A 15,618-nucleotide genomic window follows, 5' to 3' on the forward strand; every position below is an offset into this window, starting at 1 on the left:
TCAGACCCCCATTCCCGGGATCTCGGGGACCAGGCCCCACAGGGCAAAGGTCATCAGGACGTCGAGGATGCCGATGGCGAGGATCGCAGTGCGTAGCGCACGGCCTGCCGCCTGTCCGACACCCGCGGGGCCGCCCGACGCGTAGTAGCCGTACGCGCAGTGCACCAGTGAGACCACGGCGGCGAAGACGATTGCCTTGAGCGCGGAGTATGCGAGATCCTGCGGGGACAGCGCCAGGTGGAAGAAATAGTCGTAGGTACCCGCGGAGGCGCCATTGAAGAACACGATCACCAGCCGCGTCGAGAGGTAGCTCGCGAGCAACCCGACCATGTAGATCGGGAGGACACAGACCATGGCGGCCAGCACCCGGGTACCCGCGAGGAACGGGATCGAACGGATCGCCATCGCGTCCAGCGCGTCGATCTCGTCGGAGATCCGCATCGCGCCGATCTGCGCGGTGAATCCGGTGCCGACCTTGGCCGCCAGCGCGATCGCGACCACGACCGGTGCGAGCTCACGGGTGTTCGCGATGGCGGAGAGCATTCCCGACATCGTCGTCATCCCGACCAGTTCGAGTCCCCGCTGCGTCTCGACGCCGAGCATCATCGCGGCGGCCAGGGACATCGCGAACACGATCCCGATGGTGCCGCCCCCGGAGAGCAGTGAATTGGTGCCGAAGCTGACCTCGCTGATCTGGCCCAGGACGTGCTTGCGGTACTTCATCAGCGCGAACGGGATCGATGCGACGGTTTGCGAGTAGAACGTCACGTGCTTGCCGACGTCGACCAGTCCGCCGTAGACCGCCCGCGCCGGCGCCGCCCCGCGGTAACGCATCCGGTGAATCGTGTCGTAGCCGGCCATCAGTAGGACCCCACTGCCGGGACGATCACGGTGTACAGCGCGGACAGCGCCGTGTTGACGATGAACACCAACGCGAAGGCGATCACCACCGCCTCGTTGACCGCGTCCGCGACTCCGCGCGGACCCCCCTTGGTGTGCAAGCCCTTGAAGGTGGCGACCAGGGTCGAGGTGAGGCCGAAGATCGCCGCCTTCACCAGCGCCATCACGAAGTCGGACATCCGCCCGTACTGGCTGAAGGTGGACATGAAGGTTCCGGCCGGAAGATGTTGAACGTAAATGTGATAGACGTAGCAGGCCATCACGCCGCCGAAGGTCACCATCGAACAGAGCGCGAGCGAGACCACCACCGCGGCGACCAGTCGGGGCGCGACCAGGCGCTCGACGACGTCGATGCCCATGACCTCCATGGCATCGATCTCCTCGCGAATCTTGCGGGAACCCAGGTCGGTACAGATCGCCGATCCGGCCACACCCGCCATCATCAGCGCGCACACGAGCGCGGCGGCCTGGCCGACGATGATGAACGCCACCACCGCACCCGAGTAGCCGCCTGCCCCGATCCGGCCCGCGAGCTCGCCAACCGACACCGCGATGAACACGCCGATCGGAATCATCAGCAGCAACGAGGGGCCGGTGCTGACCCGGCCGATGAACAAGGTCTGAGTAATGGTCTCGTGCAGCGACAATCGGCGCCGGAACAGAGCCCGGACCAGCGCGACGAGCGAGAGGACGGCGAACCCGATCAGGTACCCGCCCTGATTCGCGACGTCTCGAACCGGACCCTTGGCGACCGGAAGCTCGTACGTCATCGCCACAGCCCCTCTCGACCAGTCCGCGACCGAAGCCCCCCCGCGGTTCGAATGTGTGAAGCCTCTCACAGCGGGCAGCGGCCCGCAAGGTTTAAGTGAACCGTGATTCTCATCAGGATCAGGGGCCTTGACCGAAATGGCCACCCGATGACGGGCAGGCGCGGGGACATGGAACGACCCTCCCCGTCGCCCATGCCCCCGACCCAGGCGTCAGCCGGCCGCGACCGACACCGATCCGTGGTTCTTGCGCAGGTCACCCTTGACCACCTTGCCGCTGGCGTTACGCGGCAGCGCATCCACGATGACGAGCTCCTTCGGGTGCTTGTACCTGGCCAGTCGCTCGTCGAGGAACTCGGAGAGCTCGTCGAGGGTGAGGTCGCCGCCGTGCAGCGCCACGACGGCGACGGGGACCTCCCCCCACCTGTCGTCCGGGCGCCCGATCACCGCCGCCTCCAGCACCTTCGGATGACCGAAGAGCGCATTCTCGACCTCGGCGCAGTAGATGTTCTCACCGCCGGAGATGATCATGTCCTTCTTGCGGTCGACGACGAAGATGAACCCCTCCTCGTCCTGGCGCACCAGGTCTCCGGAGTGGAACCAGCCGCCCGCGAACGCATCCGCCGTGCCCTGCGGGTTACGCCAGTACTCGCGCATCATCGTCGGGCCCCGGTACACGATCTCGCCGACCTGCCCGGCGGGCACGTCGTTCATCTCGTCGTCCACGATGCGGGCCTGGATGGTCGGGATGACCTTGCCGACCGACCCCAGCTTGCGCACCGCGTCCTCGCCGTCCAGGACACAGGTGATCGGCGACATCTCGGTCTGCCCGAACACCGCGACGTTGAACGCGTCGGGGAAGGTGTCCGACATCGCCTGCAACACCACGTCAGAAGCGGGCGCGGCGCCCCAGCTGATCACCCGCAACGCGAGATCACGCTGTCGCACAGTCGGTTCCGCGCACACCGCCTGCCATTGCACTGGCACGAGGAAGGCCGTGGTGACCCGTTCCGCTTCCCACACGTCCAACAGCTCGGCTGGGTTGAACGCCCCGAGCGGATGGATCACCGTCGGCACCCCGAGCACGAGCGACGGCGCCATGCTGCCGAGCGCGGCGATGTGGAACATCGGTGAGGCACAGAACCCGATGTCGTCGCCGCCGTACATGCGCAGGGCCCGGATACAGGTGAGCGCCTGGGCCTGCATGTTCGCATGCGAGAGCACCGCCCCCTTGGGGCTGCCCGTGGTGCCGGAGGTGTACATGATCAGGGCGGGGGCGTCCTCGGCCAGGTCGATCGGCGCATGGTCCGCACCGCCCTCGTCGAGCAACTCCTCGTAGCCGAGCACCCCGTCCGCGCCCGGCTGGCCCACCACGACGCAGGTCGACAGGGCCGGAACCTGACCGCGCACCGCGGCGACCAGGGGTGCCAGCGGCACATCGGTGACGACCGCGGTGGCGCCGCTGTCCTCCACGATGAAGGCGATCTCGGGCGGCGTCAGGCGGAAATTGACCGGGACCGCGATAGCACCGAGGGAATTGACGGCGAGGACGGCCTCCAGGAACTCGGGGCGGTTGAGCATGACCAGCAGGACCCGGTCCCCGAATCCGACGCCTCGTCGAGCGAGCGCATCCGCGAACGACTCCGAACGCAGGTGCAGCCCCGACCAGGTGGTCGTGGCCCCCTGGAATCGCAGGGCCACCGCGTCCGGCCGCATGGCCGCGTGCGTCGCGACCTGATTGTTCCAGTGATTCCTGCGGGCTTGCAGCGGCTGCGTGAGCAGATCATCGCTGAGTGACATCTTGATTGTCCTTCCCTGGCACGGTGTGGCTGACGTACCCTCACGGATGCGCCCAGTATGGCAATACGAGACGCACCGCGCGGCATTTTTGTTAACACTGATTCGCGCTAGGAAATGGGCCTATCGACCGAATTCAGGCGCCCGGCCGCCGAGCATCGCGGCGACGCCCTCCCGGAAGTCCGGCGCGGCCAGGAGCTCGACCTGACCGTCGGTCTCCCGTTCGATCGCCTCGTCGATGCGGGCGAGCGTGGTGGCGGTCAGCGAGCGCTTGGTCAGCTCGATCGCACGCCGCGGCCCGCGCGCCAGCCTGGCCGCGACGGAATCGACATGGGACGGCAGTTCACCCTCGGCCAGAACCCGCGCGATCAGCCCGGCGGCCGCGGCGTCCGTGGCGCCGAGTTTCCTGCCGAGCAACGCCATCTCGGTCGCCCTGGCCCGCCCGATCGCCGCGGGCACGAGCAGGCTCGACCCGCCATCGGGCATCAGCCCGACATTGACGAAGGCCAACAGGAAGTACGCACTCGGCGCCGCGAACGCGAGATCCGCCGCGAATGCGATGGACGCGCCGATACCGGCCGCCGCCCCGTTCACCCCCGCGATCACCGGCACCGGCAGCGTGAGGATCGCCCGGATCACCCGGTTCGCAGACTCCATCACGACGCGGGGGTCCGCCTCGGGTCCGTTCGCCGCGGCGGCGAGGTCGGCGCCGGTCGAGAACGCCACCCCCGCTCCGGTGATCACGACGACCCTGACCGACGGATCCTCGGCCCGGCCGGTCAGCAGGTCGCCGAGAGCGTTCATCGACGCAAGATCGAGCGCATTCATCCGGTCCTGACGGTCGATGGTGATCCGCAGAATCCCGTCCGCGAACTCGACCCGCAGGCCGCCGACCGTCTCGCGCTCGGGTGCCGCCGTCACCGGAGTGCCCCGACCGGTTCGCCTGCGCCGACCATGGCGCTCAGGCGGCAGGCGATGAGTTCCTCCGCCTCCGACACCATCCGCGCGACCAGTTCCCCCACCGCCGGGATGTCGTCGATGAGCCCCTGGCACTGACCCGCGGTCCAGATGCCTGCGTCGAGATCACCGTCCTCGAACACCTTTCGACCTCGGGCCCCCGCGACGAGGTCACGGATGTCGTCGAACGTCGCTCCCCTCGACTCGATGTCCACGACCTCCGAGGACACCGCGTTCTCCGCCACCCGTGCGGTGTTGCCGAGGGTGCGAAAGATCAGCTTCGTATTCAGTTCGGTGTTCGCCACGATCTGCTCCTTCACCGACTGGGCGACGGGTGATTCCTCGGTACACATGAACCGGGTGCCCATGTTCACTCCGTCAGCGCCGAGCGCGAGCGCGGCGACCAGTCCGCGAGCGTCCGCGATCCCACCGGAGGCGAGCACCGGAATGCTCAGTTTCTGGGTTACCGCCGGAATCAGGACCAGCCCGGGCACATCGTCCTCACCGGGATGACCGGCGCATTCGAACCCGTCGATGCTCACGGCGTCGACGCCGATCCGCTCCGCCTTCAGTGCGTGCCGGACGCTGGTGCACTTGTGGATCACCTTGATTCCCGCGTCCTTGAAATGCGGAAGATGCTCGGCGGGACTGGAACCGGCGGTCTCGACGATCGTGATGCCGGAGTCGACGATCGCCTGGCGGTACTCCGCGTAGGGCGGCGGCGCGATCGACGGCAGGATCGTCAGGTTCACCCCGAACGGCTTGTCGGTCATGTCACGGCAGCGCGCGATCTCCCGTACGAGATCCTCGGGTGTCGGCTGGGTGAGCGCGGTGATGAAGCCGAGCGCGCCCGCATTGGCAACAGCCGCCACGAGTTCCGCGCGACCCACCCACATCATTCCGCCCGCCACGATGGGGTGCTCGATCCCGAACGCCTCGGTGAATCGGGTTCTCATGGTTCCCCTCTCGGTTGCCCTCACACCCGTGACCACACTCACACGGTGCGAATCCTTGTTAACTTTCAGGCACCGTGCCGAGGCTGTCAAGGGTGAATTTTGTTGTCAGTACAGCCATTGCGTTGAATTGGCGACGAAAGCATGGCCTATCGCGAAGGAATCCGTCTTCGCTTTTGGGTCGGAGCCCCGGAACTCTCGGTTAAGATGTGGGGACCGAAGTCAGGAGACGTCGATGCCCCAGACGACCACCGGCCCGTCGGTTTCGGCCGCCGCATCCGTTCGGCGACGACCGAAGGACCGCAAGGCGCAGATCGCCTTGGTGGCGGCACAGGCCTTCAGCGAACGGGGCTATCACGCCGTCGGCGTCGACGACATCGCCGCCACCCTCGGAATCTCCGGCCCGGCCCTCTACCGCCACTTTCCCAACAAGTACGCGCTGCTCGTGCATGCCGCGATGAGCACCGTCGGAGGGCTGCGGTCGGCGTCCGACGGCGCCCGCGAGGTCGGCCAGGACGATCCGGACCCCACACCCGAGGGGCAATTGGACCGCGTGTTGCGGGCGCTGATCAGCACCACCGTCGAGAACCGGAAGACCGGTGGGCTCTACCGCTGGGAGGGACGCTACCTCCGTCCCACCGATCGCGACCTGATGCGCGCCGAGTTCGGCGCGGTGACCCAGAACATCGCGCGGCCCCTGCTCGAGCTGCGTCCCGATGTCACGGAACGCGATTCGGTGATCCTCTCGACCGCCGCGCTGAGCGTGATCGGCAGCATCACCGGCCACCGCGCCGCGCTTGCGAACCGCCGGATCGAGAAGCTACTGCTGCGCACCGCGTGGGCGGTGTTGCGGTGCGATCTGGCCGCGGCCGAGCCCGCGCTGACCACCATCGAAAATCCATCGGCCGCGCGCGGCCTCGCCGTGACCTCCAAGCGCGAACTCCTCCTCGCAGAGGCGGTGAAGATCTTCAACGATCGCGGCTACCACGAATCGAGCATCGAGGAGATCGGCGCCGCCGCCGGCATCAACGCCTCGAGTGTCTACCGACATTTCCCCAGTAAGGCGGACCTGCTGGCCGCCGCGTTCCACCGGGCCGCCGACCGCCTGGCGATGGCGACGGCGGCCGCGCTCGGCGCCTCCGCCGACCCTGAGGAGGCGCTGAGTCGGCTCTCTGCCACCTACATCGACCTGGCCTTCGGCTATCCCGAGGTGCTCTCGGTGTACTTCGCGGAGATCGGGAACCTGCCCAAGCACGAGCGCACGAATCTACGCAACGTGCAGCGCCTGCATGTCGAGGAGTGGGTCCACCTGCTCACCGCGGTCCGGCCCGAGCTGTCCGCGGTCGAGGCCAGGTTCCTGGTGCACGCCGCCCTCGGCCAGACCCTCGACGTCGGCAGGCTGATGCACTTCGACACCGGGGCGGCGGCCCGCGGCCGGATGCAGACCCTGATGCTGACGGTGCTACACGGCTGACGCGGAGGCTTCGCACGCTACAGATCTGCGCCACCGCAGCTCCCCGCTGCACGCGACCACGGGCGCGATGCAGCGGCCGTCAGCTCCGACCGTTGTCCTGGTCCACGCCGAGATCGCTCGGCCGGTAGCCGATCGGGTACCCCGGGTACGTCCGATTGTGAGGGTCCCTGGAGGCACTCGAGCGCCTGCGCGGCGGCAGCAGCCGAACCGCCGTGGACCGGGCGACCAATCCGCCCTGCGCGAGCCCGGTCATCCAGCCGGGCGCCGCAGGAAAGCCGAACGCGGAGCGCATCGACTGGTCCAGCATCGCGTAGACCCCCTGCCGCACGGCAGGCCGAACCGGCCGCGGAAACCACGAGCAGAACAGGTCCCGGGTGTACACCCCGATCATGTGGTTGTCCTCGGTGTATCTGAAGTGCTCCGCCTCGTATTCGGCCTTGAAACGGTAGAACTCCTCGAAGCTCGCGGGGATGTCCTTGATCCCCATCCGCAGCCCGACCGCCCGGTAGAAGTGGAAGGACGCGAGGCGTTCGTTCGGGTGCAGCCTGCGCCAGCCGTAGCGGTCGATCCAGTCCAGCGGATCGAAGGCGAAGGTGCTCAGGACGTACAGCATGTCCGAATTGTCGATGTCGTACTTGGCGTGCATCCGGTTGACCATCCGCAGCGACTCGGTCCCCCGCGGCGAGTCGTAGCCGTGCTCGACGAGTTCGGCCATCAGCAGCGCGGTGTCGTCGTAGCGCTTCTGCGGCCGCTTCTCGAATTCACCTGTCTTGCGCAGCAGAGCGGAGATCGTCGGCACGCAGTAGGTCCGGAACAGCGCGAACTCGAGCGACCGCTGGTAGTCCCAGGGAAACTCGAAGCCGGCGGTGATCCGGAGGATCTCCTGATGGTCCGCGACCGGATCCAGCTGCTCGATCCGGCGTAGCCAGCCGTGCCTGCCGCGCGGTGTCGACGAGCTCTCGTTCATCAGAAACATGGTGCCCCCTCAGCTCCGGCCGTGCCGCGTCTTGAGCAACCAGGCGGCGATCTTCATGTCGCGGGGCTTGCGTTCCATCGACAACAGGTTCAGCGGCGCCTTGTACTTCTGCCTGGCCACCGACTTCGCGCGGCTGAACTCGCGGAGTCCGTCGGCGCCGTGGATCCGGCCGAAGCCCGACTCCCCCACCCCACCGAACGGGAGCGCAGCCACCCCCGCGAAGCCCAGCACGGAGTTGATCGTCACGACTCCGGCCCTCAGCCGCTCGGCCGCAGCCACCGCCCGCCTGCGGTCGCGGGTGAAGATCGAGGCGCCCAGCCCGTAGCTCGAGGCGTTCGCCCTGGACACCCCCTCGTCAAGGTCGGCGACCCTGTTGATCACCACCGTGGGGCCGAAGGTCTCCTCGCGGACGGCGGCGGAGTCCTCCGGGACATCGACGAGGATGACCGGCTCGACGAACGGCCCGCGGATCGACTCCGGGCCTCCGAGCACCGCGCGGCCGCCCCTGGCGAGGGCGTCGTCGATCTGTCCGCGCACCACCTCCGACTGCCGGGCCATCGTCATCGGCCCGTACGAGGAATCCGCGGCCCCACCTGGGCGCAGCCGCTTCGCCTTCTCGGTGACCTTCTGCACGAAGGCGTCGAACACCTTGTCCGCCACATAGATCCGCTCGACGCCGACGCAGGTTTGGCCGGCATTGCCCATGGCACCGAAGACGGCGAAGGTGGAGGCCTCCTCCAGGTCCGCGTCGGCGCCCACCAGCATCGCGTCCTTGCCGCCGCACTCGGCGACCATCGGGGTCAGGGTCTCCGCGCACAGGGCCATCACCTTCTTCGCCGTCGGCGTCGAACCGGTGAAAGCGACCTTGTCGACACCCGCCCGGCAGAGCTCGGCCCCGGTGCCACCATCTCCCGTGATCACCTGCAGCACAGGCTGGTTCGGGACCAGCGCCCGCCATTTGTCGGCGATCCACACCGCGACGCCCGGCGTCAGCTCACTCGGCTTGAAGACCACCGCGTTGCCGGCCGCCAGCGCGTACGAGATCGATCCCATCGGCGTGTACAGCGGGTAGTTCCACGGCCCGATCACCCCGACCACGCCGAGCGGCTGGTAGCGGACGGTCGCCTCCTGGTTGGCGCTCACCAACCCGGCGGGCACCTTCTTCCTGCCCAGCACCTTGGCGGCGTTGCGGGCCGCCCAATCGAGGTGCTCGACGGTGAGCATGACCTCGAGCAGTGCGTCTCCCGGCGGCTTCCCCGTCTCACGGGAGATCACGGCCGCCAGCGCCTGCGCGTCGGAGGCGATCGCCTTCTTCCAGTCCAGTAGCCACTTCTTGCGTCCGTCGAAGCCCAGCGACGCCCACCAGCGGGCGGCGGCCCGGGCCCGGTCGACCACCCTCGCGACCTCCGATGCGTCCGCGACCGGGTATTCGGCGATGACCTGGTCGGTACGCGGGTCGAGCGACTCGATCACCACCGAAGGGGCGGGAGACGCCTCCGTCTCGGTGAGCTCGCGCTTCTTGGCCGCCTGCTGGGGCATGGACAGTTCCCTTCGTCGCCGCGATCACATTCGAAATGCTTCACATCAAATATATTTGATGTGATGTAGTGTTGTGGACATCACATTAGGCGGCAACAGCCCCGCCGACAAGACCACATCGACACCGATCCCAGGCGAACTGCGCAGCTGTCACAGCGAGGGCGCCGACCACCGACCAGCGGGAGTCCACGAAGATGAGCGTTGAATTCACCACAGAGCAGAAGGCGTTCGCCACGGCCGTCGCCGACTTCTGCAAGCGCGAGACCGGCACCCGCGAGAAGCGGAACCAGCTCACCAACCACGGCGAGCACAACCACAACCAGGGCATCTACGAGAAGATGGCCGACCTCGGCTGGTTGGGGCTGACCATTCCGGAGGAGTATGGCGGCTCCGACGCGACCATGGTCGACATGTGCATCCTGCTCGAGGAGTCCCATCGGGGAATGGCTCCGATCGGCGCGATCGGGCCCACCCTCATCACCGGCGGCGCGTACAACAAGTTCGGCACTCCGGAGCAGAAGGACAATGTGTTGCGCGGGATCGTCCGCGGCGCATCGCAATCGATCTCGATGTCCGAGCCCGAGGCGGGTTCCGACGTCGGCAACCTGAGCACCAAGGCCGAGAAGACCTCGGGCGGATGGTTGATCAACGGCCAGAAGACCTGGTGCTCCAACGCACACATCTCGGAGAACATCCTGCTGGTGGCGCGCACCAGTCGCGGCGAGAACAAGCACGAGGGCATGACCATGTTCCACGTGCCCGCCGACACCGAAGGGCTCAAGATCAGCCCGATCGAGCTGATGGGCGGCCAGAAGGAGACGAACGACCTGTACTTCACCGACTGCGTACTGCCGGAGGACGCGGTGGTCGGCGAGGTCGGCAACGGGTGGCGTCAGCTGATGACCGGATTGAACTTCGAGCGACTGATCCTGGCGGCGATGATCCTCGGCACCGCGGAGAGGGCCTTCGATGACACCCTCGAGTTCATCACCCAGCGAAAGCAGTTCGGCCGACCGATCGGCACCTTCCAGTCGCTCCGGCACCGGATCGCCGATCTCGCCACCGAGATCGAGTGCACCAAACTCCTCGTGTACAGCGTGGCCCGTGAGGCGGACGCCAACCCGGACAAGATGCTGGCCCGCGAGGCGTCGATGGCCAAGCTCAAGGCAACCGAGACCGCGAAGAAGGTCGCACTCGAGGGCATGCAGATGATGGGTGGTTACGGCTACGCCGCCGAGTTCGACATGGAGAAGCACGTCCGCGGGGCTCTGGTGTCCACCATCTTCGGCGGCACCAGCGAGATCCAGCGCGACATCATCGGCAAGACGTACGGCTTGTAGGCACTGACCGGCGTTTAAGCTGGTTGCCGTCAGAAGGAGATTGATTCGATGACCTCGTCCGCCACACCACGCCAGTCGGAGCCGCGCGCGCTGCGTCGCCGCCCCCAACTCTCCGACGACGTCGCGGTGCACGTCCGCAACCTGATCATGTCGGGCGGGGCGCGGCCGGGCGAGTTCATCCGCCTCGACGAGACCGCAGCCGAGCTCGGGGTCAGCGTCACCCCCGTCCGCGAGGCCCTGCTGACGCTGCGCAGCGAGGGCCTCGTGGAGCTGGTCCCGCACCGCGGATATGTCGTCGCCGCGCTCAGCCGCAGCGACATCGAGGACGTGTTCTGGCTGCAGGGGCAGATCGCCGAGGAGCTGACCGCGAGGGCCACCACAGCCATCGGCACTGAGGCCCTCGATGAGCTCCGGACGATCAACGCGAAACTGGCACGTGCCGTGGAGGATTCGGATACCGCACGGATCGAGGACCTCGAGTTCGGCTTCCACCGGATCCTGAATCGGCTGGCAGGCGCCGCGAAACTCTCTCGATTCCTGCTCAATGCGACCCGGTACACGCCGGTGCATTTCTACTCGGCCGACCAGGGCTGGGGAGATGCCGCGGTCGCAAGCCATGACCGGCTCATCGCGGCGATGGCCGCGGGGAACGCGGATGAGGCCGGCCGCGAATCCAAGGCCCACTTCGTCGACGGCGCGCAGCGACTGATCAAGCACCTCGAAGAAGTGGGGATCTGGGACTGAACGCCGGCATCAGAAACCCTTGCGTCCGAGCCATTCCCGAGTAGACTCGAACATACGAGCGAACCGGGGGGTGCTGGCAGTGGGGGCTACCACGGAGATGACGGTGACCGACCGCGAACGTGGCCTGCTCGCCGCGGTCGGTGCGATCGCCCGCGCCGAGAACGCCGCGGCCGCCGGTTTGATCGGCCAGATCATGGGCTACATCGACTCCCGCTGCGTCTTCGCGGCCGCCGCGCCCGGATCCCGATTCGACGGCGTCACCGCGGAACGGTCCGCGATCGCCGAACTCGCGCTCGAACTGTCCACCTCCTTCAAGTCGGTCGCCGGCCTGATGCGCCTCGGCTACGCCCTCGAACGGGTCCCCGCGGTGTCCGCCGCGTTCACCGCCGGGGACATCTCCCTGCGGAAGGTCCGGGTGATCGCCGAACACACCCGCGGCGCCACCCTCGCCGCCCTCAAGCGCCTCGACACAACCATCGCCGTCGCCGCCCGCCGGCTGGCGCCCGGCCCCCTGGGTGTGGAGATCGACCGGTTGCTCATCGAGGACGACGCGAACTGGGCGGAGCGGGCCCGCCGCGGAGCCGAGGCCACCGCGAAGGTCCGCACACACCGGCGTCCACACGGCATGGGTGTGCTGTCGGTGACCCTGACCGCCGTACAGATGACGGCGGTGACCACCCAGATCGCGGAGGTCGCCAAGACGGTGTGTTTCAGGGATCCCCGGACCACCGACGAACTGTGCGTCGCCGCGTTCCTCGCGATCACCCAGGGCCACCGCAGCCTCGCCTGCCACTGCACCCACACGCAGTGCCCCGCCAAGGCCAACCCCGAACCCGCACCGCCGCAGGTCCGGGTCAACATCATGTGCGGCCTCGAAACCCTCCTCGGCCTCGGCGACAACCCGGGCTACCTCGCCGGCTACGGATATTTGGATCACGCCCAGACCCGTACCCTCGCCGAAGACGCCACCTGGCAGGCGCTGATGGACTGCGCAGCAACCACACTCGACCGCCTGCGGAGGCAGGCAGGGTGTGAATGCGACACCGCAGCGGCCGACTCTCGTACGGGCGTCGACATCGCTGCGGCCGATGACGACGGTTCCGGCAACGATGACGATGACGATGACGGCGACGGCGCCGACGGCAGTGGAAGCGGAGACGGCGACGGTCCCGCGCCGGGACCGCCGCCGGGACCGCCGCCGGGACCGCCGCCGGGACCGCCGCCGGGACCCGAAACACCCGACCCCACACCACAATCAGGGAGTTCCGCGGCGCCCGGACCGGGTCTGCGCATCTTCAAGAGCGCGATCATGCCCGCCGGGACCCTCGCACTACCCGGCCGCAAACTCCCGCAACCCGGCCTCGTTTCACCCGCCACCACGATCAACGGCCTCTACCGCGCGATCCTGACCGACCCAGGACAGATCGTCGCCGAATTCCCCGACGGCCACGGCGGCTTCACCCAACCACCGCCGGGCGCCCTCACCTACCAACCCAGGGATCTCCTCGCCGCCGCAGTCAGACTCCGCGACGGCACCTGCCGACACCCCGGATGCACCGTGCCCGCAGCCGACTGCCAACTCGACCACATCGTCGCGTTCCTCAAGGCCAACCCCACCCTCGGCGGCTGGACCATCCTGGCGAACCTGCAATGCCTCTGCGTACTGCATCACCAACTCAAGACCGCAGGCCTGTGGAGCTACGAAATGCTGACCGACGCCATCATGCACATCCACAACAACCTCGGCCAACACGCCCTCACGCTGCCCACCCGCCGACGCAGCAGCGACCGAATCTGGTTCACCGGCTCGGGTGCGACATTCCACTAGGGCGTGTCCGTCAATTTCCGGCAACCCACGGAGTCGTGGTCATGCCTGCTCTTCGACCTGGGCGTCGTAGGCTGCGCGAGCGGCGTCGATGTCATCGACGGTGGTGAAAGCCCAACCGATCAACGGCTGGACGGCCAGACGCAGACTGTGCCCGGTCTCGGTCAGCGCATAGGTGACCTGCGGCGGCACCGTGGGGGTCACTGTACGCGTAACCAGTCCGTCGCGCGCGAGACGACGCAGGGTCACGGTGAGCATGCGCTGGCTGATCCCGACTACGACCCGCCGGGCCTGACTGAACCGCAACGGGCCTTGCCCTAAAGCGGCCACGACGTACAGCGACCACTTGTCCGAGACCAAGTCCAGGACCTCCCGAGCCCTGGCCGCGCCCTGGCCGCAGATCGGGTTGAGTTCCTCGTTGACCTGCATGGTTACCTCCCGAGAACCACGGCACCCGAAAGTGCCTCCTTGACCACCAGGATGTGGTTATCCAAAGTTACCAAGGAAACACTGGTAACTGTCGGCTTCAGTCCCGTCCAGGGAAAATGCCGTCCTTCTCAAGGAGTTCTCTTCATGCCTACTATCGCTGTCGTCGGCGCCGGGCCCGGCATGGGCCTGGCCATCGCACGCACCTTCGGCTCCCACGGATTCGACGTGGCCCTGCTTTCCCGCAGCCAGACCAACCTCGACTCTCGGGTCGCGACTCTGGCCGCTGAAGGCATCACCGCCAGAGGCTTTGCGGCCGACGTCCTGGACACCGATTCTTTGACTGGCGCCATCGAGGCCGCGGCGGAGCACTTCAGTGGGATCGACGTGCTCGAGTATTCCCCGGGCGGGCCCGAGCCGAAGTTCGTCACGCCCAGCAGGCTCACCGCCGCGGATGTGGAGCTGCAGATGCGGTACCTGGTCTACGGCGCGATCGCAGCCACCGGCGTGGTGCTGCCCGCAATGCGGCAAGCAGGTACGGGCACATTGCTGTTCACCACCGGCGCCGGGTCGGTGGATCCCACCCCGATGCTCGGTGACATCAACACCGCCGGTGCGGCCCTGCGCTCGTGGGTGCTGAACTTGCACAAGGAGCTCGAGCCTGACGGCATTCAGGCCGCGCATGTAGCCATCGGGGCGTGGATCGGCGACCGTGCTCCGGAGGGCACGCCCAGCGCCTCCGCAGATCAAATCTCCCCGCTGTACTGGGACCTGCATGTCGAACGTGACCAGGCCGCGAAGATCTTCACCCCCTGACCCTGCATGACCTGAACCGGCGCATCCCGCCCTGGATGAAGGAACTGCTTTGTGAACGTTGCCTTGTGGATCGTGGCAGGAATCCTGGCCGTCATGTTTGCAATGGCCGGGGTGATGAAGTCCACCCAGGCCAAGGACACGCTCGCCGAGAAACTGCCGTGGGTCGCAGACGTCTCCACTGGCACGCTGCGCCTGATCGGCGTGGCCGCCCTCATTCTCGGGCTCGGCGCCGCGCCCGCCCATGCGTACCAGGTTCCGGACCCCGCAGTCCCGCCCGCGAAGGTCGTCGGACCCGGCACCAAGATCACGTTCGACAACTACACGGAGTACGGATTCTGGTGCACGCTGGGGGCCGTCGGCACCGATTCCGCCGGCCGCAAGGTCGGCATCACCGCGGGACACTGCAACCCGAAGCGCCACCCCGACAACCAGAACAACGATCCCGATCACACCGATGCCGACGGGAACAAGACCTTCACCCCGATCGTCGGTCCCGAAAAGGGCATCCACACCCTGACCAATGAACACCGCGTCTGGGACCACCGCAACGTCGGCGACGGGCCGATCGGCCACATCCGCTGGGTCTCCAAGGACGACACGCTCCCACCCGACGGCTCGGCTGGCACTCGCGGCGGCTACACCGACTACATGGTCATCGAGTTCACCCCCAACGTCTCTTTCACCACCGAGGTGAAGAACGCCGCAGGCGCCGTGGTGTTCCGCCAGAACTCGCTGCACACCAACGCCGCGGGAGCGCCGACGGTTCCGAACGACTACCAGGAGATCTGCCGATACGGCGCCACCTCCGACAACTACAAGTGCGGGTTCGTCACCGCGACCCGCGGCGGGCTGATCCAGTCCTGGGCCCCGATGCAGGGCGGAGATTCGGGCGGACCTGCCATCCTCCAGGGCACCAGCAAGTGGACCGGCATCGTCACCCGCCTCGCCATCCACTTCCCGCCCTACGTCTACACCTCGGCCAAGAACATCCTGGGCGACCTCAACGGGCAGCCGGACGACGTCACAGGCAAGGGCTTCACCATCTTCAGCGGCTAGAACGCCAGCCACGCGCACCAACGAGACCGGCCCCGGAACGCACGTTCC

Annotated in this window: 14 protein-coding genes; 6 read left to right on the forward strand and 8 right to left on the reverse strand. The window is 67.3% G+C overall.

Features of this window, described 5'->3' with window-relative positions; genetic code table 11:
• The 5 genes from ACFXMV_RS09270 to ACFXMV_RS09290 all read right to left on the reverse strand — a co-directional run bounded on the left by ACFXMV_RS09270 (position 1) and on the right by ACFXMV_RS09290 (position 5,377).
• A complete protein-coding gene (locus ACFXMV_RS09270) occupies positions 1-861 on the reverse strand; it encodes an MlaE family ABC transporter permease (RefSeq protein WP_378499561.1) in 861 nt (286 codons plus the stop codon).
• On the reverse strand, positions 861-1,670 hold the full coding sequence (locus ACFXMV_RS09275) for an MlaE family ABC transporter permease (RefSeq protein WP_378499562.1): 810 nt from the start codon (positions 1,668-1,670) through the stop codon (positions 861-863). Before ACFXMV_RS09275 ends, ACFXMV_RS09270 begins: the two co-directional genes overlap by 1 nt.
• 210 nt (positions 1,671-1,880) lie before the next feature.
• On the reverse strand, positions 1,881-3,467 hold the full coding sequence (fadD5, locus tag ACFXMV_RS09280) for a fatty-acid--CoA ligase FadD5 (RefSeq protein ID WP_378502900.1): 1,587 nt from the start codon (positions 3,465-3,467) through the stop codon (positions 1,881-1,883).
• 120 nt (positions 3,468-3,587) lie between these two features.
• Positions 3,588-4,385 (reverse strand): enoyl-CoA hydratase-related protein, encoded by a 798-nt coding sequence (locus ACFXMV_RS09285; protein ID WP_378499564.1) that lies wholly within the window; start codon positions 4,383-4,385, stop codon positions 3,588-3,590.
• Positions 4,382-5,377: an NAD(P)H-dependent flavin oxidoreductase gene (locus ACFXMV_RS09290; RefSeq protein WP_378502901.1), complete on the reverse strand. Its 996-nt coding sequence runs from the start codon at positions 5,375-5,377 to the stop codon at positions 4,382-4,384. The genes ACFXMV_RS09285 and ACFXMV_RS09290 overlap by 4 nt, the downstream gene beginning before the upstream one ends.
• Before the next feature lie 232 nt (positions 5,378-5,609).
• On the opposite strand from ACFXMV_RS09290, the gene ACFXMV_RS09295 reads away from it, so the two are divergent.
• Positions 5,610-6,848: a TetR/AcrR family transcriptional regulator gene (locus tag ACFXMV_RS09295; RefSeq protein WP_378499566.1), complete on the forward strand. Its 1,239-nt coding sequence runs from the start codon at positions 5,610-5,612 to the stop codon at positions 6,846-6,848.
• Between the two features lie 79 nt (positions 6,849-6,927).
• Here ACFXMV_RS09295 and ACFXMV_RS09300 read toward each other — a convergent pair whose 3' ends face one another.
• Positions 6,928-7,824: an oxygenase MpaB family protein gene (locus ACFXMV_RS09300; RefSeq protein ID WP_378502902.1), complete on the reverse strand. Its 897-nt coding sequence runs from the start codon at positions 7,822-7,824 to the stop codon at positions 6,928-6,930.
• 9 nt (positions 7,825-7,833) lie between these two features.
• Positions 7,834-9,363, reverse strand: a complete 1,530-nt coding sequence (locus ACFXMV_RS09305; protein ID WP_378502903.1) for an aldehyde dehydrogenase family protein — start codon at positions 9,361-9,363, stop codon at positions 7,834-7,836.
• A 194-nt stretch (positions 9,364-9,557) separates the two neighbouring features.
• Here ACFXMV_RS09305 and ACFXMV_RS09310 point away from each other — a divergent pair, with 194 nt between their 5' ends.
• The 3 genes from ACFXMV_RS09310 to ACFXMV_RS09320 all read left to right on the forward strand — a co-directional run bounded on the left by ACFXMV_RS09310 (position 9,558) and on the right by ACFXMV_RS09320 (position 13,275).
• Positions 9,558-10,703 carry an acyl-CoA dehydrogenase family protein gene (locus ACFXMV_RS09310; RefSeq protein ID WP_378502904.1) on the forward strand — a complete coding sequence of 382 codons (1,146 nt, stop codon included), beginning with the start codon at positions 9,558-9,560 and terminating at the stop codon, positions 10,701-10,703.
• Between the two features lie 48 nt (positions 10,704-10,751).
• Positions 10,752-11,447: a GntR family transcriptional regulator gene (locus tag ACFXMV_RS09315; protein WP_378502905.1), complete on the forward strand. Its 696-nt coding sequence runs from the start codon at positions 10,752-10,754 to the stop codon at positions 11,445-11,447.
• Between the two features lie 79 nt (positions 11,448-11,526).
• The gene (locus ACFXMV_RS09320; protein ID WP_378502906.1) at positions 11,527-13,275 is read left to right on the forward strand and encodes a DUF222 domain-containing protein; all 1,749 of its coding nucleotides are present in this window, start codon (positions 11,527-11,529) and stop codon (positions 13,273-13,275) included.
• A gap of 39 nt (positions 13,276-13,314) precedes the next feature.
• Here ACFXMV_RS09320 and ACFXMV_RS09325 read toward each other — a convergent pair whose 3' ends face one another.
• The gene (locus ACFXMV_RS09325; protein WP_378502337.1) at positions 13,315-13,701 is read right to left on the reverse strand and encodes a winged helix-turn-helix transcriptional regulator; all 387 of its coding nucleotides are present in this window, start codon (positions 13,699-13,701) and stop codon (positions 13,315-13,317) included.
• A 144-nt stretch (positions 13,702-13,845) separates the two neighbouring features.
• Here ACFXMV_RS09325 and ACFXMV_RS09330 point away from each other — a divergent pair, with 144 nt between their 5' ends.
• Complete coding sequence (locus ACFXMV_RS09330; RefSeq protein WP_378502338.1) at positions 13,846-14,514, forward strand: SDR family NAD(P)-dependent oxidoreductase; 669 nt, start codon at positions 13,846-13,848, stop codon at positions 14,512-14,514.
• A 51-nt stretch (positions 14,515-14,565) separates the two neighbouring features.
• Positions 14,566-15,570: a DoxX family protein gene (locus ACFXMV_RS09335; RefSeq protein ID WP_378502907.1), complete on the forward strand. Its 1,005-nt coding sequence runs from the start codon at positions 14,566-14,568 to the stop codon at positions 15,568-15,570.
• The last annotated feature ends 48 nt before the right edge of the window (positions 15,571-15,618 follow it).

Source organism: Rhodococcus sp. NPDC059179 (assembly GCF_042754885.1).
GTDB lineage: Bacteria > Actinomycetota > Actinomycetes > Mycobacteriales > Mycobacteriaceae > Rhodococcus_G.